29 protein-coding genes are annotated in these 26,697 nt (G+C 62.7%); 4 read left to right on the top strand and 25 right to left on the bottom strand.

Features of this window, described 5'->3' with window-relative positions; translation table 11 throughout:
- The first annotated feature begins 58 nt into the window (after window positions 1-58).
- Window positions 59-934: an acetyl-CoA carboxylase carboxyltransferase subunit beta gene (gene accD / locus ACYVB7_RS18795; protein WP_460510325.1), complete on the top strand. Its 876-nt coding sequence runs from the start codon at window positions 59-61 to the stop codon at window positions 932-934.
- A 55-nt stretch (window positions 935-989) separates the two neighbouring features.
- Complete coding sequence (locus ACYVB7_RS18790; RefSeq protein ID WP_460510323.1) at window positions 990-1,634, top strand: LON peptidase substrate-binding domain-containing protein; 645 nt, start codon at window positions 990-992, stop codon at window positions 1,632-1,634.
- Between the two features lie 40 nt (window positions 1,635-1,674).
- Here ACYVB7_RS18790 and ACYVB7_RS18785 read toward each other — a convergent pair whose 3' ends face one another.
- From ACYVB7_RS18785 to ACYVB7_RS18670, 24 genes are all read right to left on the bottom strand, one after another.
- The gene (locus ACYVB7_RS18785) at window positions 1,675-2,217 is read right to left on the bottom strand and encodes a DUF1569 domain-containing protein (protein ID WP_460510321.1); all 543 of its coding nucleotides are present in this window, start codon (window positions 2,215-2,217) and stop codon (window positions 1,675-1,677) included.
- Window positions 2,218-2,285: 68 nt separating this feature from the next.
- The gene (locus tag ACYVB7_RS18780) at window positions 2,286-3,968 is read right to left on the bottom strand and encodes an ATP-binding protein (protein WP_460510319.1); all 1,683 of its coding nucleotides are present in this window, start codon (window positions 3,966-3,968) and stop codon (window positions 2,286-2,288) included.
- Window positions 3,965-5,263: an HD-GYP domain-containing protein gene (locus tag ACYVB7_RS18775; protein WP_460510317.1), complete on the bottom strand. Its 1,299-nt coding sequence runs from the start codon at window positions 5,261-5,263 to the stop codon at window positions 3,965-3,967. The genes ACYVB7_RS18780 and ACYVB7_RS18775 overlap by 4 nt, the downstream gene beginning before the upstream one ends.
- A 13-nt stretch (window positions 5,264-5,276) precedes the next feature.
- The gene (gene nagZ / locus ACYVB7_RS18770) at window positions 5,277-6,386 is read right to left on the bottom strand and encodes a beta-hexosaminidase (RefSeq protein WP_460510315.1); all 1,110 of its coding nucleotides are present in this window, start codon (window positions 6,384-6,386) and stop codon (window positions 5,277-5,279) included.
- The gene (gene acpS / locus ACYVB7_RS18765) at window positions 6,383-6,784 is read right to left on the bottom strand and encodes a holo-ACP synthase (RefSeq protein WP_460510313.1); all 402 of its coding nucleotides are present in this window, start codon (window positions 6,782-6,784) and stop codon (window positions 6,383-6,385) included. The genes nagZ and acpS overlap by 4 nt, the downstream gene beginning before the upstream one ends.
- 22 nt (window positions 6,785-6,806) lie before the next feature.
- On the bottom strand, window positions 6,807-7,574 hold the full coding sequence (locus tag ACYVB7_RS18760; protein ID WP_460510311.1) for a pyridoxine 5'-phosphate synthase: 768 nt from the start codon (window positions 7,572-7,574) through the stop codon (window positions 6,807-6,809).
- A 21-nt stretch (window positions 7,575-7,595) separates the two neighbouring features.
- Complete coding sequence (recO, locus tag ACYVB7_RS18755; RefSeq protein ID WP_460510309.1) at window positions 7,596-8,369, bottom strand: DNA repair protein RecO; 774 nt, start codon at window positions 8,367-8,369, stop codon at window positions 7,596-7,598.
- Window positions 8,370-8,413: 44 nt separating this feature from the next.
- Window positions 8,414-9,439, bottom strand: a complete 1,026-nt coding sequence (gene era, locus ACYVB7_RS18750; protein ID WP_460510307.1) for a GTPase Era — start codon at window positions 9,437-9,439, stop codon at window positions 8,414-8,416.
- A complete protein-coding gene (rnc, locus tag ACYVB7_RS18745; RefSeq protein ID WP_460510305.1) occupies window positions 9,436-10,122 on the bottom strand; it encodes a ribonuclease III family protein in 687 nt (228 codons plus the stop codon). The genes era and rnc overlap by 4 nt, the downstream gene beginning before the upstream one ends.
- On the bottom strand, window positions 10,119-10,463 hold the full coding sequence (locus tag ACYVB7_RS18740) for a DUF4845 domain-containing protein (RefSeq protein ID WP_460510303.1): 345 nt from the start codon (window positions 10,461-10,463) through the stop codon (window positions 10,119-10,121). The genes rnc and ACYVB7_RS18740 overlap by 4 nt, the downstream gene beginning before the upstream one ends.
- Window positions 10,464-10,515: 52 nt before the next feature.
- Complete coding sequence (lepB, locus tag ACYVB7_RS18735) at window positions 10,516-11,499, bottom strand: S26 family signal peptidase (RefSeq protein WP_460510301.1); 984 nt, start codon at window positions 11,497-11,499, stop codon at window positions 10,516-10,518.
- Window positions 11,499-13,310 (bottom strand): translation elongation factor 4, encoded by a 1,812-nt coding sequence (gene lepA / locus ACYVB7_RS18730; RefSeq protein WP_460510299.1) that lies wholly within the window; start codon window positions 13,308-13,310, stop codon window positions 11,499-11,501. The genes lepB and lepA overlap by 1 nt, the downstream gene beginning before the upstream one ends.
- A 124-nt stretch (window positions 13,311-13,434) precedes the next feature.
- A complete protein-coding gene (locus ACYVB7_RS18725; protein WP_460510297.1) occupies window positions 13,435-14,931 on the bottom strand; it encodes a DegQ family serine endoprotease in 1,497 nt (498 codons plus the stop codon).
- A gap of 104 nt (window positions 14,932-15,035) precedes the next feature.
- Window positions 15,036-15,986 (bottom strand): MucB/RseB C-terminal domain-containing protein, encoded by a 951-nt coding sequence (locus ACYVB7_RS18720; protein ID WP_460510295.1) that lies wholly within the window; start codon window positions 15,984-15,986, stop codon window positions 15,036-15,038.
- A gap of 115 nt (window positions 15,987-16,101) precedes the next feature.
- Window positions 16,102-16,797 carry a hypothetical protein gene (locus ACYVB7_RS18715; protein WP_460510293.1) on the bottom strand — a complete coding sequence of 232 codons (696 nt, stop codon included), beginning with the start codon at window positions 16,795-16,797 and terminating at the stop codon, window positions 16,102-16,104.
- A gap of 35 nt (window positions 16,798-16,832) precedes the next feature.
- Window positions 16,833-17,474 (bottom strand): sigma-70 family RNA polymerase sigma factor, encoded by a 642-nt coding sequence (gene rpoE / locus ACYVB7_RS18710; RefSeq protein ID WP_460510291.1) that lies wholly within the window; start codon window positions 17,472-17,474, stop codon window positions 16,833-16,835.
- Between the two features lie 455 nt (window positions 17,475-17,929).
- Window positions 17,930-19,177: a beta-ketoacyl-ACP synthase II gene (gene fabF, locus ACYVB7_RS18705; protein ID WP_460510289.1), complete on the bottom strand. Its 1,248-nt coding sequence runs from the start codon at window positions 19,175-19,177 to the stop codon at window positions 17,930-17,932.
- A gap of 7 nt (window positions 19,178-19,184) precedes the next feature.
- On the bottom strand, window positions 19,185-19,424 hold the full coding sequence (acpP, locus tag ACYVB7_RS18700) for an acyl carrier protein (protein WP_460510287.1): 240 nt from the start codon (window positions 19,422-19,424) through the stop codon (window positions 19,185-19,187).
- 116 nt (window positions 19,425-19,540) lie between these two features.
- A complete protein-coding gene (gene fabG / locus ACYVB7_RS18695) occupies window positions 19,541-20,290 on the bottom strand; it encodes a beta-ketoacyl-ACP reductase (protein WP_460510285.1) in 750 nt (249 codons plus the stop codon).
- A complete protein-coding gene (gene fabD / locus ACYVB7_RS18690) occupies window positions 20,287-21,231 on the bottom strand; it encodes an ACP S-malonyltransferase (RefSeq protein WP_460510283.1) in 945 nt (314 codons plus the stop codon). The genes fabG and fabD overlap by 4 nt, the downstream gene beginning before the upstream one ends.
- Window positions 21,232-21,272: 41 nt before the next feature.
- A complete protein-coding gene (locus ACYVB7_RS18685) occupies window positions 21,273-22,292 on the bottom strand; it encodes a beta-ketoacyl-ACP synthase III (RefSeq protein ID WP_460510281.1) in 1,020 nt (339 codons plus the stop codon).
- An 8-nt stretch (window positions 22,293-22,300) separates the two neighbouring features.
- On the bottom strand, window positions 22,301-23,356 hold the full coding sequence (plsX, locus tag ACYVB7_RS18680) for a phosphate acyltransferase PlsX (RefSeq protein WP_460510279.1): 1,056 nt from the start codon (window positions 23,354-23,356) through the stop codon (window positions 22,301-22,303).
- Between the two features lie 87 nt (window positions 23,357-23,443).
- Window positions 23,444-23,626, bottom strand: coding sequence for a large ribosomal subunit protein bL32 (rpmF, locus tag ACYVB7_RS18675; protein WP_460510277.1), 183 nt, complete (start codon window positions 23,624-23,626; stop codon window positions 23,444-23,446).
- 95 nt (window positions 23,627-23,721) lie between these two features.
- Entirely contained in the window at window positions 23,722-24,300 is a 579-nt protein-coding gene (locus tag ACYVB7_RS18670) for a YceD family protein (RefSeq protein ID WP_460510275.1), read from the bottom strand.
- 25 nt (window positions 24,301-24,325) lie between these two features.
- Here ACYVB7_RS18670 and ACYVB7_RS18665 point away from each other — a divergent pair, with 25 nt between their 5' ends.
- Window positions 24,326-24,940, top strand: coding sequence for a Maf family protein (locus ACYVB7_RS18665; RefSeq protein WP_460510273.1), 615 nt, complete (start codon window positions 24,326-24,328; stop codon window positions 24,938-24,940).
- Window positions 24,937-25,740, top strand: coding sequence for an SAM-dependent methyltransferase (locus ACYVB7_RS18660; RefSeq protein WP_460510271.1), 804 nt, complete (start codon window positions 24,937-24,939; stop codon window positions 25,738-25,740). Before ACYVB7_RS18665 ends, ACYVB7_RS18660 begins: the two co-directional genes overlap by 4 nt.
- A 33-nt stretch (window positions 25,741-25,773) precedes the next feature.
- Here the strand turns inward: ACYVB7_RS18660 and galU are convergent, their stop codons facing one another.
- Entirely contained in the window at window positions 25,774-26,664 is an 891-nt protein-coding gene (gene galU, locus ACYVB7_RS18655) for a UTP--glucose-1-phosphate uridylyltransferase GalU (protein ID WP_460510269.1), read from the bottom strand.
- Window positions 26,665-26,697 lie beyond the last annotated feature (33 nt).

The raw sequence follows: 26,697 nt of genomic DNA, 5'->3' as shown, positions 1-26,697 counted from the left end.
CTGTCTTTCGAGTCGGGGGCCTTGTGTGCCGCCGACTTTCACGCAAGGAGCAACACCCATGTCCTGGCTTGAAAAGCTGCTGCCACCCAAGATCAGCCCCACCAACCCCACCGAGCGCCGCAGCGTGCCCGAGGGGCTTTGGATCAAGTGCCCCAGTTGCGAGGCCGTGCTGTACAAGACCGACCTGGAAAAGAACCAGAACGTCTGCCCGCATTGCAGCCACCACCACCGCATTGGCGCGCGCGCCCGGCTGGACGCCTTTCTGGACGGCCAGGGCCGCTACGAACTGGGGCAGGAAGTGCTGCCCGTGGACGCCCTGAAGTTCAAGGACAGCCGCAAATACCCCGAACGCCTGAAGGAAGCCCTGGAGAGCACGGGCGAGACCGACGCGCTCATCGTCATGGGTGGCTCGGTCATGTCCATTGACGTGGTGGTGGCCTGCTTCGAGTTCGACTTCATGGGCGGCAGCATGGGCAGCGTGGTGGGGGAGCGTTTTGTGCGGGGCGTGGAAACCGCCATCGAGCAAAAAGTGCCCTTCATCTGCTTCACCGCCACCGGCGGCGCCCGCATGCAGGAAGGCCTGCTGAGCCTGATGCAAATGGCCAAGACCAATGCCGCCCTGACGCGGCTGGCCAAGAAGGGCCTGCCCTACATCAGCGTGCTGACCGACCCCACCATGGGCGGTGTGAGCGCCGGGTTTGCCTTTGTGGGCGATGTGGTGATTGCCGAACCCAAGGCGCTGATCGGCTTTGCCGGCCCGCGCGTGATCGAAAACACCGTGCGCGTCAAGCTGCCCGAGGGCTTCCAACGCGCCGAATTCCTGCAAAGCAAGGGGGCCGTGGACTTCATCTGCGACCGCCGCGAACTGCGCAGCACGGTGGCCAACACCCTGGCCATGCTGCAACGGCAAAGCGCCGACGCCGTAAACTCCTGATTTAATAGCTTAAAGCCTATACAGTGAAAGCGGTAGAGGCACTTTTTTCACTCAATTGACCACCCCACTCACCCTGCGCCAGCTGCCATTGTTCCCCTTGCAGACCGTGCTGTTCCCGGGGGGGTGGTTGCCGCTGCGCATTTTTGAGGTGCGCTACCTGGACATGGTCAAGCGCTGCCATCGGGCGCAGGCCCCTTTTGGGGTAGTGTGCCTGACCCAAGGGCAGGAAGTGGCCTCGGCGGCAACCCCTGGCACGGAAACCTTTCAGCCTGTGGGCACCTTGGCACGGATCGAGCAACTCGAACAACCCCAGCCAGGCCTGTTGCACATCACCTGCCGGGGACAGCAACGCTTCCGGGTGACCCATGCCCAGAAGCTGCCCCAGAGCCTGTGGGTGGCCGACGTGGACATGCTGGCCGATGACCTGCCCACCCCCGTGACCGACGACCTGTCGGGCACCGTGCACAGCCTGCAGCAGGTGTTGCACTCCCTCACCACCCAGGGCGGAGACCCCAGCCGTTTGCCAGTGCAACCGCCCTACGCCTGGCACGATGCGGGGTGGGTGGCCAACCGCTGGTGTGAGCTGCTGCCCCTGCCCAACGACCTCAAGCACCGGCTGATGTCCCTGGACTCGCCCCTGCTGCGGCTGGAACTGGTGAGCGACCTGCTGGACAAGATGCGCATCGACAGTGCACGCTGACCGGCTTGCAAATGCGGGGCGAGGCGGGGTGAGACGCCTCTCAGGCCTTCAGGTTGAAGTGAGACAGGTGGTTGGCGATGTGCATGGCATGGGCCTGCTCGTAGGCTGATGGGTCGAGCAGGCCGTAGGCAAAGTGGGGCTTCAGCGGCCCTTGCCAGGCCAGGAATGCCGCTGCCGCCTGCTGCAAGCGGGCCAAGGCCTCGGCGACAGGCACGGTGTCCGGAATCGCCGGTGCACCAGGAATGGGTTCGGCCAAGTCGTGCGTCATCCGCCCCCGCCAGGCAAACACCTGATAGGCCCCTGCCCCCAGGGTGTGCTGAAACCACGCGGGTTTTGACTGCGGAAAGCCCTGCATGGAAAACTCGATGCTCTGGGCACAGTGAGCCAGCGTGCCCCCCAGGGACCACTGGGCGGACGATTCCAGGCTGGTGGCCCCGGCCAGACGGCTCGCCTCTTGCAAGGCGGTCGCCAAGGTGGTGAACGACAGCTGCCGATCCGCACCCTGATCGGCACAGGCCGAACCCAGGGCCGTCGTGCCGACGGCAGAGGTTTGCAAAAAACGGCGACGGTTCAATGGAGCCATGGAGGTCAAACGTTCATCTGTGAAAAAGAGGCAGTTTGACCGTTTTGGGGCGATTGCGCTTGAGCCCCTCAGCCCACCACCACACCGACCGAGGGATCCCGCGGAATCCACACCCGGAACGTGCTGCCCTGCCCCACCACGCTGGACACGTCGATGCGCCCCCCGTGCTTTTGCACAATGCCATAGGCCAGCGACAAGCCCAAGCCCGTGCCTTTGCCCACGGGCTTGGTGGTGAAGAAGGGGTCAAAAATGCGGGCCAGGTGCTCTTCGGGGATGCCCTTGCCCGTGTCCTGCACCTCCACCCACAACCATTGCGCGTCAAACCCGGTGCGGACCCAGATGGTGCCCTGCGTCTCGATGGCTTGCGACGCGTTGACCAGCAGGTTCATGAACACCTGGTTGAGCTGGAATGGGCGGCACATGACCTTGGGCAGACCGGCAAACTCGCGCACCACCTGGGTTTTGTACTTCAGCTCGTTCCAGACCACGCGCAAGGTGCTCTCCAAGCCCTGCTCCAGGTCGGCCAGCTGGTTTTCGCTCTCGGTGGGGTGGGAGAAATTCTTCAGGTCCTGCACGATGCGGGTGACGCGCTGCAAACCCTCCAGCGATTCGGTCAACAACGAACCCACGTCTTCGCGCAGGTAGGCCAGGTCGGCCTCTTGGCTCACCCGCTCCACGGTTTGGCGGGCCACGTCGGGCAACTGGGGGGCCACCTGTTCGTACGCCGACAGCAGCTGCAACAGGCTGTGGACGTAGGTTTTCAGCGTGCCCAGGTTGGAGTACACAAACCCCACCGGGTTGTTGATTTCATGGGCCACCCCGGCCGCCAGCTGGCCGATGGAGGCCATGCGTTCGGACTGCATCAACTGGGCTTGGGCCGCTTCCAGCTCGCGCACCAGGCGGGCCAGACGCTCCTTCTCGGCGTTGAGGGTCAGGTTGAGTTGCTCCAGATCGGCGGTGCGCTCCCGCACACGCCGCTCCAACTCGTCGCGCGAGGCCCGCAGGGCCTCGGCATCGTGGGTGCGCTGCGTGATGTCCTGCACACTGAACACGCGGCCCACGATCTGCTCGTCCATGTACTGGGGGTGAGCACTGAACTCGAAAATCCGCCCGTCGCGGTGGTGCACCACGTCTTCGGTGCTTCCCGGATCGGCCACCGCGCTCAAGCGGGCATGCATCAGCGCAGATTCCTGCACGGCCCCCACCAGGTGGGCCACGATTTGGGCGTCGTCCTGTCGGTTCAGCAGGGTCTCAGGGACACCCCACATCTGGCCAAAACGGCGGTTCATGCTGCCGATCTGACCGTTCCAATCCAGCACCATGATGCCGTTGCTGGTGGCTTCCAGCGTGGCGCGCAGGCGTGACAAGGTCTGCGCCAGCACGTCATGCACCTCGCGGGAAGCATCGCTGGCGGCGGCCACGATGAGGTAGGACGACGCGGCGTGGTCGCCCTGCACCAGGGGGGTGACGGTCTTGACCACCTCGATCAAACGACCGTCGGCACAACGGTACAGGTCCTCCTGCTGCAACACCCCCTGGGGGCGACCGGCCTTCACCTCTTCCCAGAAGAACACCCCTTGCAAGGCGCATTCAATCTCGGTGATGGGCATGCCCACCAACACCGACAAGGGGTGGCCCAGTACACGTGCGGTGTCGTGGCTGGCCAGGGTCACACACAAAGACGCACCGTCCACCACCAAGGTCAGCGGAGGCGCCGGTGCGTTGGCGGACAGGTCTGGAACGGCCGTCATGGCGAGGGTTTGCCGGAAGAGGATGGCGAGGTGTCGAAGTAGTAGCTCAGGTGCATGCGGGGGCTGAGGTATTTCAGCACTTCCCGAGGCAACTGGGCGGGACGGATGGCCTTGCTGATGTTCAAGCTGGGTTCGGCCTCCAGCTCGATCATCAATCCGGCCTCAGGGGGCACGCTTTCGTCGTAAATCAGCACCACCGGACGCATGGGGTGGTCGGTGTTGACCGACGACACGATGCCCAGGGCGCCATTGGACAACTGAACAATGCTGCCCGGCGGGTACACCCCCATGCAGCGGATGAACACCTTGAGCAGGCGCGGATCGAACTTGGCCTGCTGCCGCGCAAACATGAGGGCCAGGGCCTCGTGCGGCGTCATGGCATCGTCGATCGACGCGGGGTTGCACAGCTCGTCAAAATGGTTGGTGATGACCACGATGCGTGCCAGCAGTTCGATCTGCTCACCCTTGAGCCCGGCGGGGTAGCCCGACCCATCAAAAAATTCGTGGTGCTGCCCAATCACGGCCAAGACCATGGGGGCCAGGTTGAGCTTTTGCGCCATGGCCACACCATACACCGGGTGTTGCTCAAAGAAATGGCGCTCCGCGGGGGTCATCGGCGTGCGTTTGTGCAGGATGCGGTCGGGCACCTCGTGCTCGCCCATGTCGTGCAGCAACGCCCCCACCCCCAGGGCCTCGGCCACCGTCCGAGGCAGTTTCAGGTCGCGCGCCACCATCAGCGACAGCGTGGCCACGTTGAGTGAATGCAGGTAAAGCTCTTCGCCGCCCGGCTTCTCGGCCATCACCTGAATGGCCATCTCGGGCGCGGTGAGGATGGCGTCGGCGATGTCCGACACCAGCCCCTGGGTGACCGCCAGCGCCTCGGCGGGGCGGCTGAACATGTTGCGCTGAAGCTCCTTCAAGGTGCGCGCGGTGGCCACGAACGCTTTTTCCACCCGTTCGGCGGCCAGTCGACGCTCACGCGCCCGCTGAACCATGGCCTCCTTGGCCTTCATCATGGGCGAGGCCGCCTCGGGAGGCGCAGGAGCGGCGGCCTCGGACACGGGGGGCGCGGCAGGGCGGGCCGCCACGGCCAAGGCCACGGGCTCGTCACTCAGTTCGGGGCTGTATCGAATCCGTGTCAACCCGAGCGACCGGAGGGTGCGAATCTGGTCGTCGGACGTGATCTTGAAGTGGCTGAAGGGAAACGGGTGGTCAAACCAGCTCAGGTCCAGGTACACATGCAAGCCCGCCCGCAGCTGCTGTGTGTCGATCCATAACGTGTTGACCGTGGCCACCTCACCCTCCGCATCAGCAGGTGGTCACCAGATCGAGCGCGTGCATGTAGCGCGGATCGGTCATCAGCCTGTCCCACGGTTGGGCTGGCGTGCGGGGCAGCAGGGCCTGGCGGCGCTCCTCGCTGGCGTCGCTGGGGGTCCATCGCCCTTTGACGATGGCTTCGCTCAGGCCGCTGAGCAGTTCATCCACCGCTTCGCCACCCCCTTCCAGCGACTGGTTGCACAGCAGCACCAGGTCGCACCCCGCCTCCAGCGCTGCCAACGCCGCGGTGGTGTAGCTGACGGGTTGGCCGTTGATGACGCGGGCCGCGGCCATGCTGAGGTCGTCGCTGAACACCGCCCCTTGGAAGCCCAGTTGGCCCCGCAGGATGTCCTGCAACCAGCGTGGCGAAAACCCGGCCGGACGGCTGTCCACCTGGGGGTAGATGACGTGGGCGGGCATCACCGCCGTCAGGCTGGACGACAGCCAGGCGTAGGGTGCGGCGTCGTCGGCCATCAGCGCCTCCAACGGGCGCTCATCCACCGGAATGGCCAGGTGCGAATCGGCCTGCACAAAGCCATGCCCAGGGAAATGCTTGCCGCAGTGCGCCATGCCGCTTTGCAGCAGGCCCAGCGCCAGGCTTTTGGCCAGCATGCTGACCACCCGGGGGTCGCGGGCAAAGGCCCGGTCGCCAATGACGGTGCTGCCGCCATGGTCCAGGTCCAGCACGGGGGCGAAGCTCAGGTCCACACCACAGGCCCGCAGCTCGGCACCCAACACAAACCCACAGGCACTGGCCACATTGGTGGCGTGCAGGTGCGGGCTGAGGCGGTGAGCGGTCGAGGCCTCAGCGGGCGCTTCGGCCTCCCACAGTCGGCCCAGGGCTCGCATGGGGGGCAGATGGGTGAAGCCGTCGGTCTTGAAGCGCTGCACGCGCCCGCCCTCATGGTCCACGGCAATGAGGATGTCGGGCCGGGCCTTCTTGATCTTGCGGCACAGGCGGGTGAGTTGCTCGCGGCTCTCGAAGTTGCGGGCAAACAGGATGAGGCCGCCGGTCAGCGGATGTTGCAACCGGCGCTTGTCGGCCTTGGTGAGCGATGTGCCGGCGATGTCCAGCACCACAGGGGCGGGATGGGAGGTCATGGGGAATCTTTCTGTTCCACCACCACAAAAGCCGCGGTGATGTCACCCTCGTCCGTGAGGGTGAGGTGGGCCCGCAGGCCCCGTTGGTCGAACCAGGTTTTCAAGTCGTCGTGCAGCGCCAGGGCCGGTTGCCCACTGGGGTGGTTGACCACCTCGCAACGCCGCCAGCTCATGGGCATGCGCATGCCCAGCCCCACCGCCTTGCTGAACGCTTCCTTGGCGGCAAAACGGGTGGCCAGGTAAGTCAAGCCCCGTTGGGCACTGCGCTCGCGGCGGGCACGCCAAATGGACAGCTCACCAGGGGACAGGATGCGCTCGGCAAAGCGGTCACCGTGGCGTGCCAGCGCCTCGGCCACACGCCGGGCGTCACACAGGTCGGTGCCAATGCCGAAGATCATTCCAAAAACTATAGCAAAGACTTCAATAAGAAGAAGCGATGACTGCCAAATAAGCTTGAACCGCGCCGCCGTAACCCAGTTCCAACGCGTCGGCCAACAGGGCATGGCCAATGGACACCTCGGCCACGCCGGGCACGGCGCGGAGGAAGGGGCCCAGGTTGTCCAGGTTGAGGTCGTGCCCCGCGTTCACCCCCAGGCCCGCCTCTTGCGCGGCCACAGCGGCATCGCGGTAGCGGGGCAGTTCCTCGGCGGCCTGGCCCCGCGCAAAGGCGGCGGCATAGGGCTCGGTGTACAGCTCCACCCGGTCGGCGCCCACCTTGCGCGCCCAGGCCATGTGTTCGGGCACCGGGTCCATGAACAGGCTGACGCGGGCCCCGGCCGCCTTGGCCTGCGCCACCAGGGGTGCCAGCCGCTCCAGGTCTTGCGGAAACTGCCAGCCGTGGTCGCTGGTGAACTGGCCCTCGGCGTCGGGCACGAAGGTGGCCTGCGCCGGGCGCACCGCCTCCACAAAACCCAGCAGGTTGTGCAGGGGGTTGCCCTCGATGTTGTATTCGCGGCCCGGCCAGCCTTGCAGCAGGGCGGACAGGTCGTGCACGTCATGGGCACGGATGTGGCGCTCGTCCGGCCTGGGGTGCACGGTGATGCCCGCGGCCCCCGCTTGCAGGCACAAGGTGGCGGCCCGGGTCAGGCTGGGGATGCCCAGGTGCCGGGTGTTGCGCACGGTGGCAACCTTGTTGAGGTTGACGGACAGGGCGCAACGGCCCGCGGTGTGGGAGGTCATGGTGGCCATGGAAGCAAAGGGCCGCTGGGGTCAGCGGCGGGCCAGGGTGTGCACGTCGCGCATCATCTGGCGGGTTTTGAAAACTCGAACGCCACTATGGTAGTGCAGCATGCCCCGCAACACCGTTTGCAGCGCCGCGGGTATGCCGGTTTCGAGCACCTGCAACAGGGCATTGAACGGTTGACGCTGGTCCAGCGCCTGTTGCAACGCCTGCCATTGCTCAGCCAGCAACGAGGGCCGCTCGACGCCATCCCACGCGGCTCCGGTCGCCACCAGGCCATGGTCGGCCTCCAAACCGTAGCGGTGCCCCGGCACCAAGGGCTCCAGGGTGTGGCCTTCAACGGCCAGGGAGGGCAAAAAGCCCGCCTCGCGCAACAGGGTCAGCTCAAAAGCGCGCAGCACGCCCGGCCAGGGTTCAGGCGATTCGGCCAGACGGGCCACGGCCTGGGTGTAGGCATCGAACAACACGGGGTGGGGATCGTCCCGGGCCAGCAGCTTGAGCAGCATTTCATTGAGGTAGATGCCCGACAGGAGCGACTCGCCCACCGGCATCACATGCCCGCCACGCCAGTGAGCGGTCTTGAGGGTGCGCACCTCGCCGTCGCCCGACCAGGCCAACAGCAGCGGCTGCAAGGGCAACAGCACCGGGCGCAACTGCGAGGTGGGCCGCTTGGCCCCCTTGGCCACCAAGGCCACGCGGCCCATGTGGCGGGTGAACACGTCCAGGATCAGACTGCTCTCGCTCCAGTCGTGGCGGTGCAGCACAAAGGCCGGTTCGTCGGTGTAACGGGTGGGTGAGGCCACACTCAGCTCACCAACGGGGCGGGGTCACGCGACAGCGGCACGCCTCACTCGTAGCCAAACGAGCGCACCCGGGCATCGTCGTCGGCCCAACCGGAGCGGACCTTGACCCACAGTTCGAGGAACACCTTGGCGTCGAGCAGTTTTTCCAGCTCCACCCGCGCCTCGGAGCCGATGCGTTTGAGCTTTTCGCCGCCCTCGCCAATGACCATGCCCTTGTGGCCCTCGCGTTCCACCACGATGGTGGCGGCGATGCGGCGCAGCCCGCCCTCTTCCTCGAACTTGTCAATCACCACGGTGGAGGTGTAGGGCAACTCGTCGCCGGTCAAGCGGAACAGCTTTTCACGCACGATTTCGCTGGCCAAAAACCGCTCGCTGCGGTCGGTCAGTTCGTCGGCCCCATACATCCAGGGCTGTTGGGGCAGGTACTTGGCACAGACGGCCAGCAGGCGCTCCACGTCGCGTTTGCTGTTGGCCGACAGGGGCACGATTTCGGCAAACGGGTGTTTGCCTTGCATCTCCTGCAGCCACGGGGCCAACTCGGCCCGGCGGTGGATGAGGTCGAACTTGTTGGCCAGGAGAATCACCGGCTTGCCTTCGGGCAGCAGGCCCAGCACCGTGGCGTCGGCAGGTTGGAAACGCCCCGCCTCCACCACAAACAGCACCAGGTCCACGTCGGTCACCGCGCCCAGCACGGTTTTGTTGAGCGAGCGGTTGAGGGCGTTGCCATGCCGGGTCTGGAAACCCGGGGTGTCCACAAACACGAATTGGCTTTCCCCCTGCGTGCGCAGCCCAGTGATGCGGTGGCGCGTGGTCTGGGCCTTGCGCGAGGTGATGGACACCTTCTGCCCCACCAGGGCGTTGAGCAAGGTGGACTTGCCCACGTTGGGTTTGCCCACAATGGCCACCAGACCGCAGTGCTGCTGCTCGGGCGGCACGTCCGGCAGCTCGGGCGCCACCTCGGTACCTGCCGACGGTGCGGGCCGACGCAAGGCCTTGGCCAGCAGCGCCTCCAGATGGGGGTCCACGGCCGCGGGTGCGGGTTGAGCAGGCGAAGCTGGGCGACGGGTCATGAACGGTTCCGGTTTTTCAGTTGGGCGAGCATGGCCGCGGCCGCAGCCTGCTCGGCTGCTCGACGAGAAGGGCCTTGGCCCGGTGCAGTCAGCGACAGTGCGGGCACATCACACACCACGTTGAACAGTTGTTGATGGGCAGCCCCGGTCACCCCCACCACCTGGTAGGCGGGCACCGGGTGCTTGCGGCCTTGCAGCCACTCTTGCAATTCGGTCTTGGCATCCTTGGCCATGGCACCCTGTGCGGCCTGGAGCGGAATGTCCTGAAACAAGCGCTGCACCAGGGCGCAGGCGGTGTCGAACCCAGCGTCCAAATACACGGCGCCAAAAACGGCTTCCAAAGCGTCGGCCAGGATGGAGGGACGTTGGCGCCCGCCGGTGCGCAACTCACCCTCGCCCAGCATCAGCGCGTCGGCCAAGCCCAGTCGCATGGCCAGCGCGTGCAGCGTGTCCTGCTTGACCAGGTTGGCCCGGGTGCGAGACAGGTCACCCTCTGGGGCTGCCGACAGGCGTTCGTACAACTGGCGAGACACCGCCAGGTTGAGCACTGAATCACCCAGGAATTCCAGCCGCTCGTTGTGGTCTGCGCTGAAACTGCGGTGTGTCAACGCCCGCTCCAGCAAAGACGGCTGGGCAAATCGGTGCCCCAGTCGGCGCTGAAGCGTCTCGGCAGCAGGGGTCACCGAGAGCTGCCCTGGTACTTCATGACCAGGTAAGCCGGCCCGCCCAGGTGAATTTCACGCTGATAGGCAAACGACACCACCACCTTGTCGTTTTCCTTGGTCACCTCCAGGTCTTTGCCGGTGATGCTGCTGATCTGGTCAATGGAGGTGGTTTTGTCAAAACTGATGCGCACGTCTTGCACCGTGGTGGCCCCATTGGCCGCCTTTTTGACCGCTTTGACAATGGTCATGTACTCGATGTAAGTGGGCACCGCTTGCACCAAGACAATGCCCAAAAATGCCACCACGCTGCCGACAAACAGCAAACCGATGAAGGTCATGCCCCGTTGACGTTGTTTCATGAAACTGCCTCCTGATTGACCCATGCACGGCAACCCTGATTGATCAACACGTTCACTCAAAGCTGCCAATGCGCTTGATGTTGCCGAAGTTCATCCACACAAAAAACGCCTTGCCCACGATGTTCTGCTCCGGCACAAAACCCCAATACCGAGAATCCAGCGAGTTGTCGCGGTTGTCACCCATCATGAAGTAGTGGCCAGGTGGCACCTTGCACACCACACCTTCCACGCTGTAACGACAGTGGTCTTTGTACAGGAAATCACTGGCACCGGGCACAAAGGCCGGACGGTCGTCGTCGTTGAGCGTGTTGTAGGTCTTGCCGTTTTGCTGCTCCTGGTACTGCTTGCCATAGCGCATGCTGTCCGGGTCAAAAAAATCCGGCTGCGCGACCTTGGGCACGGGCTGACCGTTGATGGTGAGTTTTTTGTTGAGGTAGGCCACCTCATCCCCGGGCACCCCGATCACACGTTTGATGTAGTCCAGGCTGGGTTGAGGGGGATAACGGAACACCATCACATCCCCGCGCTCAGGCTCGTGATTGGCAATGATCTTGGTGTGGATGACCGGCAAACGCACCCCATAGTGGAATTTGTTCACCAAGATCAAATCGCCCACCAGCAACGTGGGAATCATGGAGCCGGAAGGAATCTTGAAGGGCTCGAACAGGAACGAGCGCAGCACAAACACCACCGCGATCACCGGAAACAGGCCGGCGGTCCAATCCAGCCACCAAGGCTGGCGCAACATGCGTTCGCGGGCGTCGGCGCTGAGGCCGCCATCCACTTGGGCAATGCCCTGGGCTTTCAACTGCGCCAAGCGTTGCTCGGCTTGCGCTTCGGCCTCCTGAACCGACCGCTGCCGTTGCGGCAAGAAATGAAACCTCTCGGCCAACCAGTACACCCCGGTCACCAAGGTGGCCAGCAAAAGCATGAGGGCAAAGTTGCCTTCCACCTGCCCCAGATACCAAGCCACCATGTAGCCACCAAACGCAGCCAGGATGACCCCGGTCAGCGTGGACACCGCGTTCTCGTTCATCAGTCTTCCACCTGCAAAATGGCCAGGAAGGCTTCTTGCGGCACCTCCACCGATCCGATCTGTTTCATGCGCTTCTTACCCGCTTTCTGCTTTTCCAGCAGCTTGCGCTTGCGGGTGATGTCGCCGCCGTAGCATTTTGCCAGCACGTTTTTGCGCAGCGCCTTGATGGTTTCGCGGGCAATGACATTGCCGCCGATGGCGGCCTGAATGGCCACATCGAACTGCTGACGGCTGATGATTTCCCGCATCTTGGCCGCCACCGCACGCCCCCGGTACTGGGCCTGGGTGCGGTGCACGATGATGGACAGCGCATCAACCTTTTCGCCGTTGAGCAGCATGTCCACCTTGACCACATCGGACGCCCGGTACTCCTTGAACTCGTAGTCCATGGAGGCATAACCCCGGCTGACCGACTTGAGCTTGTCGAAGAAGTCGAGCACGATTTCGCCCAGCGGCATGTCGTAGGTCAGCATGACCTGTTTGCCGTGGTAGGCCATGTTGAGTTGCTGACCGCGCTTGACGTTGGCCAGTGTCATCACCGGACCCACATACTCCTGCGGCATGTACAGGTGCACGGTCACGATGGGTTCGCGGATTTCCTGGATGCGCCCCACCTCCGGCATTTTGGAGGGGTTTTCCACCTGGATGACTTCGCCATCCCCCTTGACCACCTCATACACCACGCTGGGTGCGGTGGTGATCAGGTCCTGGTCGAACTCGCGTTCCAGGCGCTCCTGCACGATTTCCATGTGCAGCAAGCCCAGAAAGCCGCAACGGAAGCCAAAGCCCAGGGCTTGGGACACCTCGGGCTCGTACTGCAAAGCCGAGTCGTTGAGCTGCAGCTTTTCCAGCGCGTCGCGCAGTTGGTCGTACTCGCTGGCTTCGGACGGGTACAAACCAGCGAACACCTGCGGCTTGACTTCCTTGAAGCCCGGCAGCGGCGCGGTGGCAAACGCCAGGTTGGCACCGCTGGAGGTCTTGATGGTGGTGATGGTGTCACCCACCTTGGCGGCTTTCAGCTCCTTGATGCCCGCAATCACATAACCCACCTCGCCCGCCTTCAAGGCATCGCGAGGTACGTTGTGGGGGGTAAAAACACCGAGTTTCTCGGCGTTGTACAGCGCCTCGGTGGCCATGAGCTTGATGCGGTCACCGCGGTTCAGTTGCCCGTCAACCACGCGCACCAGCATCACCACGCCCACATAGGCGTCGAACCAGCTGTCGATGATCATGGCGCGCAGCGGCCCCGTGGGGTTGCCACGCGGTGCGGGCACCTTGGCCACCACCAGCTCCAGGATGTCGTCCACACCCATGCCGGTCTTGGCAGAGCACGGCACGGCATCGGTGGCGTCGATGCCGATCACGTCTTCAATCTCTTGCTTGGCGTTGTCCGGATCGGCCTGGGGCAGGTCCATCTTGTTGAGCACCGGCAGCACTTCCACACCCAGGTCCAGTGCGGTGTAGCAGTTGGCCACGGTCTGGGCTTCCACCCCCTGGCTGGCATCCACCACCAGCAACGCGCCCTCGCACGCCGACAAAGAGCGGCTGACTTCATACGAAAAGTCCACGTGGCCGGGTGTGTCGATGAGGTTGAGGTTGTAGACCTGACCGTCACGGGCGGTGTAGTGCAGCGCTGCGGTCTGAGCCTTGATGGTGATGCCGCGCTCTTTCTCGATGTCCATGGAGTCCAGCACCTGTTCGCTCATTTCGCGATCGGCCAGACCGCCGCAGCGCTGAATGAGGCGATCGGCCAGGGTGGACTTGCCGTGGTCGATGTGCGCGATGATGGAGAAATTGCGGATGTGGTTCATGAACAGTGCGGCCAGCGCAGGGCTCCAAAAAACAGACGGAGCCAAGAAAAAGGGCGCGCCTGATGCGGGCGCGCCCGTTGAAACCGCGGATTTTACCCGTCAGGCCGAAGGCATGCCGCCTTCATCACCGGCCACTGGGGCGAATCAGCACGTATTGAGCCCACTCCCCTCGGCGCAACAACACGCTGATGGCCTTGGTTTTGTCCAGACGGGCCAGCACCGCCTCAAGCTCACGCACCGAGGCCACCTCGGTGTTGGCCACGCTCAGAATCACATCGCCTTCGTTCAAGCCGGCACGGGCGGCGGCACCTTCCACGGCATCCACACGCACGCCGCCTTTCAGACGCAACTCGTTGCGCTGGGCCTCGGTCAAATCCCCCACGGTCAGCCCCAGCGCCTTGGCCCCGGAGGCTGGCACGGGTTTGCCCTCACCCGAACCCGAGCGGCGGGCCGACGGCTTGGCGTCGGCCTCCACCTCCCCCACCAACACGGAGATGTCTTTCATCTTGCCGCGGCGAAACACCGTGATGGTGCTGCGTGTACCGGGTTTCGTATTTCCCACCAAACGCGGCAAATCCACCGATTTTTCAATGGAGCGCCCCTCAAACCGGACGATGATGTCCCCGGCCTCCAGTCCGGCCTTGGCCGCCGGAGAGTCAGGTTCCACCGAGCGCACCAAGGCCCCGCGCGCCTCACCCAGGCCCAGGGACTCGGCCACGTCCTTGGACACCTGATCGATGGACACCCCGATGCGCCCACGGGTCACTTTGCCCGAGGCCCGCAACTGGTCGGACACGCGCATGGCTTCGTCGATGGGGATGGCGAACGAAATGCCCATGAACCCACCCGAGCGGGAGTAGATCTGGCTGTTGATGCCAATGACCTCCCCCCGCAGGTTGATCAGCGGCCCACCGGAGTTGCCAGGGTTGATGGCCACATCGGTCTGGATGAAGGGCAAGAAGTCCCCGGTGTCACGCGCCTTGGCACTGACGATGCCCGCGGTGACGGTGTTCTCCAACCCGAACGGGGAGCCAATGGCCATCACCCATTCACCCACCCGGATTCGGCTGGCGTCACCTATGCGCACGGCGGGCAGGCCTGCGGCTTCAATTTTCACCACGGCCACGTCGGTTCGCTTGTCGGCCCCCACCACCTTGGCCTTGAACTCGCGCTTGTCGGGCAACGTCACCAACAACTCATCGGCACCGTCCACCACGTGGGCGTTGGTCATGATGTACCCATCGGTGGACAGGATGAAGCCAGACCCCACACCAGTGGGCCGCTCTTCATCCTGTCCGCCCCGGTCCTGGCGCGGCGCACTGCGCCCAGACCCCGGGGGCACCGGAATGCCAAAACGACGGAAAAACTCCAACATCTGTTCGTCGGCCGCACCGCCTGTGGGGGTCTGGCGCACACGTTCCAAGGTCCGGATGTTGACCACCGACGGGCCGACCAACTCGACCAGCTCGGTGAAATCCGGCAACCCCTTCACCACCGGCGCTGGTGACTGGGCCCACACGGGCGTGGCAGCCAAACCCACCGCACAACCTGCCGACAGCATCAAAGCCCCGATCCAGCGTTGTGCAGAAAGGGAAATTGGGGGTCGCGAGGCAATCTGCATGAACTCAACTCCGAAAGATGTCAGGATGAACAAAAAAACGCGACCCACTTGGGGTCGCTGACCTGTGCTTCAAGAGGCCACCCACAGGGCCCCACGTCAGAGACTCAGCGTGTGCGCTCAAGTTCCTGTGCAAACAGGCTGAGCGTGCGAGCGGGCACCTCCCCCACCAGGGTCAGCCAGTGCTCTCCCATTCGCTTGGCCATGGAGCGGGTGGCACCAGACGCCATGCTGCCCTCCTGCACATGCCGCTTGGGGTCGTAACCCTCGATGAACAGAGACACCGAAGCCAAACCATCAGACAACACCCATTGCAACGGGGGGGGCGCAGACTGAGGATCGGCTTCGTCCTTGATTTGGCACCCAATGGTTTGAAAACCCGGCACGTCCTTGCGCAACCGCCATCCCTGCTCTGCGGGCGTGGTGTGACGGACGGTGAGGGTCTGCACGGTGTAACCCGGCCGGTTCTTCATCAGCTTGAGCAGCGCTTCAACCTTCAACGGCACGTCCAGGTTCAGTTCGGAAAACGCCACCTGCTCCAACACCCGTTGCTGCCCGTCCAGGGTCTGGATTTTCAGGACCAGACCGGTTTTGCGCTCCGACCACACCCGGTAGCCGAAACGAAGGTCGTCCTTGGGGACCAAGTCATGGGCCTCAGCTTCAAAACCGGCCACACGCTCCACCACACCCAAGGGTTTGAGGCTGTAGTGCTCCTGAACCGATTGCCCTTGGGTCTGCAGCAATGCGGGAAACAAGCCCAGCGTCTCACGGCGCTCCTGCACCGTGGTGCGGGCCTCGGGAATGAAGGTCACCACCTCGTCGTTGCGCCGGACCGTGGTGCGAGCCGGTCCGGTCAACGTGTCCACACGCTCCAACTGTTGAGCGCCATCACACGCGTGCCAGATGCGCGCCGACGACATGGCCTGCGCCGTGGACACCACAAAGGTGCCGGTGAAGGTCCGTCGCCTTGATGCCTCGTTGAGGCGGGTCAACCAGTCGGTCAGCGACACCGCTGCACCGGGGGGCGGTTCTGCTGCGTGCGCAGGGGCAAACAACATGCCCCCAAAAAAAGATACAAAAAAAATAGCATTCACCGCTTTCAAATGAAGCGCTAGAGCCATTTTTTTCATCAAGAAATCACTTCCCCTGAGCACCAACAACGATTCCTTCATGTCAGCGCTGCGCCGCGTCGTGGGTGGCTGCGCGCAAAAAACCCGCGGGCACTTGCCACGCGGTTCCGCCGCCGTTCTGGCGATGGGCCTGCATCAAGGCCTGCATGCGGGCGTCGCGCTCAATGGGGCCCTGCTCGGTGGCCACCACCACCGTGGCGGGGGTGGCCGTCGGCGCCTGGGCCATCTCGGCCCCAGGGCCTGCTGCGCCGTGGTTCAAGCTGACCAACACCCATGCCACCGATGCCACCGCAGTGATGGACGCCAGGCCTGCCACCATCTTCCAGCGGAACACCCCGTCGTTGGCCGCCTCGTTGGTCGCCGCATGGGGCACCTGAACCAGCATGTGCACCGAAGACGGGGCCTGTGCAGCCGACGCCTGCCCGTCATCGGCGACGTCTTGCCGTGCACGCAACAACACCTGTCGTGCAAACGTCAGTGAACCCTGGGGGCTCAGTGCCCCTGAGGGCACCGACAACTCGCCGCGCAAGGCCTCACCGATCAGGTGGTGGCTGTGCCAATCCGCCATCAGTGCCAAGGCCACATCGCCTGACCCTTGGGCCTGAGCCCAACGTTCTTCGCTCCAGCCCACGGCATCGAGTTCGCCGTCGGCCAGTGCCGACACCCAAACCGCCGAAGTTTCGGGCAAGGGTAAAACCTGCGACGAGGTCGCCAACGACTGTGCGGAAGTGGTGTTCATGGCATTCGTCCTGTTTGAGGCTGGCGTTGGTGACTTCACCAACGTTTGCCCGCCTGTCGGGCCAGCATCGGCTTGATGCGGGTTGAAATGGCTTCGCGGGCCCGAAAAATCCGTGACCGAACCGTTCCGATCGGGCAATTCAAGGCCTGTGCGATGTCGTCGTAACTCAAACCCTCAATCTCCCGCAACGTGATGGCCTGGCGAAGCTCCTCGGGCAAAGCGTCCATGGCTTCATTGACGGCTTGCGCGATTTCCTTGCTGGCCAGCACGGCTTCGGGGGTTTCCTCGTCGCTGGCACCCCAACTTTGTTCCAATTCGTTACCGGAAGTTTCATCGTCCTCGGACGAACGCAGTGCGGACATCGAAATCACCGGATCGCGCTTGAGGTCCATCAGGTGCTTCTTGGCCGTGTTCACGGCAATGCGGTACAGCCAGGTGTAGAACTGCGACTCGCCACGGAATTGCGCCAACCCTCGGTAGGCACGGATGAAGGTTTCCTGCGCAATGTCAGGCACCAGATCGACATCACGCACCATCCGCCCGATGAGGCGCTCCACCCGTCGCTGGTATTTGATGACCAGCCACTCAAACGCACGGTCATCACCCGCCACAGCCCGCTGTACCAGCAGGGCGTCGGAATCCGATGGGGAGGACGGTGGAAGCGTTTCGGTGGACATGGCAAAAATGTGGGCGCACTATACCTGAGGGGTTTCCCCACCCAAGACTGATCAGTTGCCAAGGTTCAGCCGTGAAACGCCAGCGCACAGCGCAACGCATGCCAGCGATCAGGCGCATGACGTTGAAAAAGCCACACCCAACGCGGCGCGGTGAGCCCAGAAACCGCTTCACAGCGCAACAGCAAGGCCCTGGGGAACGACCACACCACGTGAACCGCCCTCAGCGTCACCGCATGCTCTCCACGTTCATCCGCCCACTGCCATCGCGGTGGCCCCTGGTCTCCACCATTGGACCAAGCCACCCAGCCCGACATCGGGCGCTGCCACGACAGCAATGACCACCCCCAACGAACAGACGTGGAATGAAAACGCCCCGCCGGATAGGACACGGGCGGGGCGTGGAATCGGGCCATGAAAACACGCCGACAGGTGAAACAACCCGCCGGATGCTGCCTTCACTCGAAGCGCTTGAACACCAATGATCCGTTGGTGCCACCAAAACCAAAGTTGTTCTTGAGGGCGTAACGGATGGGCATGTCCCGGGCGGTGTTGGCGCAGTAGTCCAGGTCGCACTCAGGGTCTTGCTCAAAGATGTTGATGGTGGGCGGGCTCTTCTGGTGGTAGAGGGCCAGCACCGAGACGACACTCTCCAGACCACCGGCTCCCCCCAGCAAATGCCCGGTCATGGACTTGGTGGAGTTGACCACCACCTTGCGTGCGTGGTCACCCAAGGCCGCCTTGATGGCATTGGTTTCGTTCACATCCCCCAGAGGAGTGGACGTTCCGTGGGCGTTGAGGTAATCGATCTGATCGGCATTGACACCCGCATTGCGCAATGCATTGACCATGGCACGGCGAGGGCCGTCCATGTTGGGGGCGGTCATGTGGCCTGCATCGGCACTCATGCCGTAGCCCACCACTTCGGCGTAGATGCGTGCACCACGGGCCTTGGCGCTTTCATACGACTCCAGCACCATGACGCCTGCACCTTCACCCAGCACGAACCCATCGCGGTCCTTGTCCCAGGGACGGGACGCCGTGCGAGGGTCGTCGTTGCGGGTGCTGAGGGCACGCATGGCCGCAAAGCCACCCACACCCAACGGAGACACCGTGGCCTCACAACCACCGGCGACCACGATGTCGGCATCACCGTATTCGATTTTCCGCGCGGCCTCACCAATGCAATGCAAACCGGTGGTACATGCCGTGACCACCGCCAGGTTGGGGCCTTTGAACCCAAACCGCATCGACACATGGCCGGACACCATGTTGATGATGGAGGCGGGAACAAAGAATGGGGACACCCGGCGTGGCCCCCGATTGACCAGCTCGTCCCGAGTGTTCTCGATCAGCGGCAAGCCACCAATCCCCGAGCCGACGATGCAGCCGATGCGCGTGGCCAGCTCCTCATCCAGTGCATCCCCGGTGGGCAAACCTGCATCGGCCACAGCCTGGGCGGAAGCCGCCACGCCATAGTGAATGAAGGTGTCCATGGTCCGCGCTTCCTTGGCCGTGATGTAGGTTTCCACATCAAAGCCTTTGACTTCACCCGCAATCTTGCAAGCGAAGTTGGAAGGATCGAACCGGGTGATCAGATCGATACCGGACTGACCAGCAAGAAGGTTGGACCAGGCTGTGTCGACCGTGTTGCCCACGGGACTGACACAACCCAGACCGGTCACGACAACACGGCGGCGGGACATGGGCAGGTCAGGCCTTCTGGTGGCTCATCGCGTAGTCGATGGCGTTTTGAACGGTGGTGATCTTCTCGGCGTCTTCGTCGGGGATCTCGATGCCGAATTCATCCTCCAGGGCCATGACCAGTTCCACCGTGTCAAGCGAGTCAGCGCCCAGATCAGCCACGAAGGCTTTTTCGTTGGTGACCTGGCTCTCCTCCACGCCGAGTTGCTCGGCAATGATTTTCTTCACACGTGCTTCGATATCGCTCATAGTTCCCTCTGAGGGTGGTTGAAAGTGGCCGCCATTTTAGCTACGGACGGTTGCGATGAACCGATCCGGCCCGCCGGGCGGTCCGTCAACGACGTTGCAGAATCAATGGATGCCGATCAGGCCATGAACATGCCGCCATTGACGTGCATTTCCTGCCCCGTCACGTAAGCGGCCTGAGGGCTGGCCAGAAACGCCACCATGTGGGCAATGTCTGCTGGCTTGCCGAGGTGACCCAACGGAATCTGGGCCAGCAAGGCCTTTTGCTGATCTTCGGGCAAAGATGCCGTCATGTCCGTTTCGATGAAACCGGGGGCCACGCAGTTGACCGTGATGTTCCGGCTGCCCAACTCACGCGCCAGGGCCCGCGTCATGCCCGCCACACCGGCCTTGGCCGCTGCATAGTTGGCCTGCCCAGGGTTTCCAGAGGCACCGACCACGCTGGTGATGGCCACGATGCGCCCATAACGCTGCTTCATCATGGGCCGAATCACCGCGCGACTGAGGCGAAACACCGCGCTGAGGTTGGTGGCCAAGACGGCGTCCCAATCCTCGTCTTTCATGCGCATGGCCAACATGTCACGGGTGATCCCCGCGTTGTTGACGAGGATGTGCAAGCCCCCATGCTCTTTGACCACAGCCTCCACCAACACATCGCAGGCGGCCACATCGTTCACATTCAGGTTCACACCCTTGCAACCGGCATGGGCCTGCAAGGCCGCGCTGATCTTGGCCGCACCGTCGTCGCTGGTGGCGGTGCCAATGACTTTCACACCCTTGCGAGCCAACTCCAGCGCAATGGCCGCGCCGATGCCTCGGGATGCACCTGTGACCAGGGCGACTTGCCCTTCCATCTTGATGTCGCTCATGCCAACACGCCTTTCACGTCCGCCAGCGTGGCGGGGTCATACAGGGCCAGACCTTGCAAATCAGGGGTGATGCGCTTGACCAGTCCGGCCAGCACCTTGCCGGGGCCGCATTCCACCACATGGGTCACGCCCATGGTCTGGATGCTCTGAATGCACTCCACCCAACGCACAGGGCCATAGGCTTGGCGCACCAGGGCGTCTTTGATGCGAACCACATCGGTTTCCACGGAGACGTCGATGTTGTTGACCACGGGCAGCGCTGGCGCAGCCAGGTCTGTGGTGACCAGCCGGGACGCCAACCGCTCAGCGGCGGGCCGCATCAGGCTGGAGTGGAAGGGTGCCGAAACCGGGAGGGGCAAGGCGCGCTTGGCTCCCGCCGCCTTCAACACCTCACAGGCTTTTTCCACCCCCGCCTTGGAGCCGGCAATCACCGTTTGAGAGGGGTCATTGAAGTTCACGGCCTCCACCACTTCGCCCCCTCCCAAGGTGCTCTGGGCTTCACGGCACCCAGCCACCACCTGATCTGACGGCAGGCCCAGAATGGCGGCCATGGCCCCCTGCCCCACGGGCACGGCATCTTGCATGGCTTGGGCACGGAACCGCACCAGGGGAGCGGCCTGGGCCAAGGTGAGGGCACCGGCAGCCACCAGGGCGGCGTACTCACCCAAGGAATGCCCCGCCAGGACAGCAGGCAGCGCACCGCCCTCGGCACGCCACACGCGGTAGGCCGCCACGCCAGCCACCAGCATCACCGGCTGGGTGTTGGTGGTCAGGGCCAAGGCCTCTTTCGGACCGTTGTGAATCAGGGCTCCAACATCTTCACCCAAGGCGTCTGACGCCTCGGCCAAGGTGTCGCGCACCACCGGGTGGTCGCCCCAGGCGTCCAGCATGCCCACAGATTGCGAGCCTTGCCCCGGGAAAACAAACGCAAATTTACTCATATTTTTTGCCTCCATCGCTTATTTCACGCTATGTATGCGCTCTACATTTTGATGACAGCAGCACCCCAGGTGAAACCACCACCCACACCTTCCAGCAGGATGACCTGGCCGGGCTTGATCTGACCGGAGCGCACAGCGTGGTCCAACGCCAACGGAATGGAGGCGGCCGAGGTGTTGCCGTGCTGGTCCACCGTGACCACCACCTTGTCCATGGACAGTTTCAGCTTGCGCGCGGTGCTTTGCATGATGCGGATGTTGGCCTGATGAGGCACCAACCAGTCCACATCGGCATCGGTCAACCCCGCCTTGGCCAAGGCTGCGCGGGCAGCATCTTCGAGCAGGCCGACGGCCAGCTTGAACACCGCCTGCCCGTCCATCTTGATGGTCGGATCCCCCAGCACCTGCCCCCCGCTGACGGTACCGGGCACACAGAGAATGGACGTGTGTTTGCCATCGGCATGGATGTCGGTGGCCAAAACGCCTGCGCCAGAACCATCGTGTTCGCAAGCTTCCAACACCACGGCGCCAGCACCATCGCCAAACAGCACGCACGTGGTGCGGTCGTTGAAATCCAGGATGCGCGAGAACACTTCAGCCCCCACCACCAAGGCTTTGCGAGCCGATCCCGTGCGGATCATGGCATCGGCCAAGGTCAGGGCATAGATGAAGCCGCTGCACACCGCCTGCACGTCAAAAGCCGCACCACCGGCGCAACCCGCCTCACCGCGCGCCAGCGCAGCTTCGGTCAGCTTGCGCTGCAAGATGGCGGCCGTTGAAGGAAACACCATGTCGGGCGTGGACGTGGCGACCACGATCAGGTCGATTTCGCTCAACGGCGTGCCAGATGCAGCAAGCGCCGCCTCGCACGCACGCAACGCCAGATCGCTGGCATTGACGCCGTCGTCCACAAAATGTCGGGCACGGATGCCTGTGCGCTCAACAATCCAGTTGTCACTGCTTTCCAAGCCGCGTGCAGCGAGTTGGTCCACCAGGTCCTGGTTGGTCAGACGACGGGCAGGCAAGGCGCTGCCGGTACCGGAGATGCGGGAATAAAGGGCCATCGGAAATGTCAGAGGGCGGAAGAGTTGCCAGAAGTGGCCGCTGTCAGCCCCATCAGAGGCGCGGCATGCGCAATGCGTGACTGCACGCGCTGCAGCAGGCCATTGCGGGCCGCATCATACGCCCGCTCCAATGCACGCCCGAAAGCAAACGCATCAGCCGATCCGTGGCTCTTGAACACCAAGCCTCGCAAGCCCAGCAACGCCGCACCGTTGTAGCGGCGATGGTCCACGCGTTTCATGAACGCTTTCAACACGGGATAGGCACACAGGGCCGCCAGCTTGCGCAGCGGACTGGCAGAAAACTCCTCTTTCAGCAAGCCACCCATCATGCTGGCCAAGCCCTCGCTGGCCTTCAACGCCACGTTGCCCACAAAGCCGTCGCAGACCACGATGTCCACGGTGCCCTTGAAGATGTCGTTGCCCTCGACGTTGCCAAAGAAGTTCAGATCTCCGTTGGAGCCAGCCGTGCGCAGCAACTCAGCCGTCTGCTTGATGACCTCGCTGCCTTTGATGACTTCTTCGCCGATGTTGAGCAACCCGACGGAAGGCTGCTCGCGCCCATACACCGCCGCCACCAGCGCAGACCCCATCACGGCGAACTGCAACAAGTGCTGGGCAGAGCAATCCACATTGGCACCCAGATCCAGCACGGTGGTTCCTCCGCCCTTTCGGTTGGGTAACTCGGAGGCAATCGCAGGGCGATCAATCCCGTCCAGCGTTTTGAGAACATAACGGGCAATCGCCATCAGTGCGCCCGTGTTGCCCGCAGATACCGCGGCGTCGGCAAGCCCCTCTTTGACCTGCGTCACCGTCACTCGCATCGACGAGTCTTTTTTCCGACGCAAAGCCGTCTCGACCGGATCGTCCATTTCCACCACTTCAGTGGCAGGAACCACCTGGCAGCGATCAGACAACTTCAAACCAGCGTATTGGGCGATGACATCCGGTTTGCCCACCAGCAAAAGTCGGACATCCGGGTGTGAGGACAAAAAAGATTCACAGGCAGGCAAAGTCACGGACGGACCGTGATCGCCCCCCATGCAGTCCACTGCAATGGTGATCATGTACTACCCAAGAGCGCTGTGCAACGGCACACCGCACAAAACAAAGGCCCGCATGAGCCATGCGGGCCTTCACGCAAAACCTGAAAATCAGGCCTCGTTCTTGGTCTTCAGCACTTTGCGACCACGGTAGAAGCCCGTGGGGCTGATGTGGTGACGCAGATGGGTTTCACCCGTGGTAGGTTCCACAGCAATGCCGGGCACGCCCAGAGCGTTGTGCGAACGGTGCATGCCGCGCTTGGAGGGAGATTTTTTGTTTTGCTGGACGGCCATGGTCGGCTCCTGGTCAATGGGTTGGACAACAGTGCAACCGACTCGATACTTTGACCGCAGTGCTGCACGGAACTGTCGATTATAGCAATCTAAGTTCAGTCACCGGAACGCCCCATTTTCTCGCGCAATCCGGCAAAGGGGCGAACCCGGTCTCCAGACCCTTCTTCCACAGCAGAAAGTGAGTCCGATGGGTGCAGGCGAAGAACAGGTTGAGGGCACTGATCGTGCATGGGCACCAGCGGGAGTGACATGATCAACTCATCTTCGACCAGCTGAGGCCAATCAAAGCGCACATCAAGCACCAGGACATCTTCCTCGCTGGCATCGTCCTCTGCAGCAGCAGTGACCTCATCAGCCACAAACCGAAACGACCGCTCACTGGTCACCCGAGTCACAACCGGAGCCAGACAGCGTTGGCAAACCAATGGCAACCGAGCCGATACCTCCAGATGCAACCAAGGTTGCAGCACACCTCCCGGACCTTGACGCAATTCACCGCGGATGAGCCAACAAACCTCGGACACTCCGCCATCCTCACAGGCTTCGGCCCCCAATCGTTCAAAGGGCACAGGCCGCCCCGCTATGGCGTCGCGCGGCCACACCCCGGACAAGGTCTGAGCCCCAGAGGCAAAGGCAGAAACACTGAAGTGCGCAGGCAACGTGGTCAAACTCATGGAAGCAGTGTAAGAGAATCGCCACATGACTCCCTCGCCCCCCCACCAGCCCCAGCTGATCCTTGCCTCAACGTCACGTTACCGGCACGAACTTCTCAGCCGCCTGGGCCTGCACTTCACCGTTTATCCCCCTCATGTGGATGAAACCCCACAAACTGAAGAACAGCCTCGCCATCTGGCCATTCGTCTGGCCAAGGCCAAGGCCCTGGCCGTTTCCGCGCAACATCCAGATGCCGTGGTGATCGGAAGTGACCAAGTGGCCGACCTCCATGGACAAGCACTGGGCAAGCCCGGCCGACACGACCGCGCCGTGAAACAACTCCAAGCCATGAGCGGGCAAACCGTGCTTTTTCACACCGCCATGGCCGTTGCGCACGCGTCCACCAACAGCCTTCATGAAGAACTTGCCACCGTGGAAGTTCAGTTTCGAACACTCTCAACCGATGAGATCGAACACTACCTCGAGACCGAGCAACCTTACGACTGCGCAGGCAGTGCCAAAAGCGAAGGACTCGGGATTGCCTTGCTCGACAACATCCGCAGTGACGACCCCACTGCATTGGTTGGCTTGCCATTGATCCGAACCGCCCGACTGCTTCGAATGCTCGGGATCAACCCCCTGATGCCGACCCCGAGATGAGCACCGACCACAAAGGAACGCTGTACCTCGTTCCAACACCGCTGGACTTCGGTTGTGACGCCTCCGTGTGGGCGTCCATCGAAGATGTGTTGCCAAAGGGCACGCTGCACATCACGTCGCAACTGCGCCACTGGATCACTGAGAACGCAAAGTCAACACGCGCCTTTTTGAAGCGGACAGACCGAGCAATCCCCCTGGTTTGTCCGATTCAAGACCTCGACATACGAGAACTCCCCCGAACGATGCACAAGAAGGGAGACTTTGGCTCAAGACCGGTCAATCCCGACGACCTTCGGCAACTCCTCGCCCCTGCATTGACAGGAAGCAACATCGGCTTGGTCAGCGAGGCCGGCATGCCCGCCGTGGCCGATCCAGGTGCCCTGGTGGTGCGCATGGCCCATCAACTGAGCATACGCGTTGAAGTGCTGGTGGGTCCAACGTCGCTGATCATGGCACTGGCGGCCAGTGGGTTGAACGGGCAGAACTTCTGCTTTGTGGGCTACCTCCCACAATCACCCACGGAACGCGCTCAACGCATCCGCGAACTGGAGAACAAGGCCATCCAAACCGGACAGACGCAAGTGTTCATTGAAACACCCTTTCGCAATGAAGCTTTGCTCACATCGTTGGTGAGTGTGTTGCGCCCCACCACGCACTTGGCGGTGTCAATGGGCCTGACCTTGGCCATCCCTCCGGAAAGCACTCATCAAACCCACCACAGCGCCCCCGTGTCCCATTGGCGCCAGCATCCTCCCAAAACACCGTGGGCTTATCCCGCCGTGTTTGCAATTGGAATCTGACCCCAACACGGCATCACCCCCATTGAATCGACGTCAGAGTTCCGAAAGCACCTGTCGCATGTGCGCGGTCACGCTGCCTGCCAACTCGGGGTTGGCCAGCGCCAAATCGATGGTGGCTTCCAGAAACCCCTCTTTGCTACCACAGTCATAGCGACGACCTTCGTAACGCATGGCGTACACCGGCTCTCGGTCGATCAATCCAGAAATGCCATCGGTCAACTGGATTTCCCCCCCGACGCCTCGAGGCTGATTCCGGATGCTCTGAAAGATCCGCGGGGACAGGATGTAGCGTCCAGCCACACCGAGCGTCGAGGGGGCATCCTCTGGCGCAGGTTTTTCGACAATCGCCTGAACCGCAGCATAAGCGCGCTGGTCACCCCGGGTGCTGACGATGCCATACCGCTTGGTGTGCTCACGGGGCACCTCCTGGACTGCAAGCACCGTACCAGGAGCGGTAGAAAACCCCTGAATCATCTGCTTGAGGATGGGCGTAGACCCCACCATCAAATCATCGGCGAGCAACACAGCAAACGGCTCGTCACCCACCAAGTTTTCCGCGCACAGCACGGCATGCCCCAAGCCCAAGGCCCGAGGCTGTCGAACGAAAATGCAATCCATGTCATCAGGTTTGATGGACCTGACAACGCTCAAAAGCGCATCTTTGTGCGCCGACTCCAACTCTGACTCCAACTCATAAGCCGTGTCGAAGTGATCTTCGATGGACCGTTTGTGCCGTCCGGTGACAAAAATCATTTGTCGAATCCCCGCCTCGTACGCTTCTTCCACTGCGTACTGAATGAGCGGCTTGTCCACCACAGGCAACATCTCCTTGGGGATGGCCTTGGTTGCCGGCAAGAACCGCGTCCCCATACCTCCGACAGGAAACACCGCCTTGGTGATTTTTGGAATCAAAGACTTGGACATGACAAACCACTTCGCATCAAATTGAAAAATAGG

The organism is Hydrogenophaga soli, from assembly GCF_054777695.1.
Note: the sequence above shows the minus strand (reverse complement) of the source record. Positions and strands in the feature narration are given on the sequence as shown.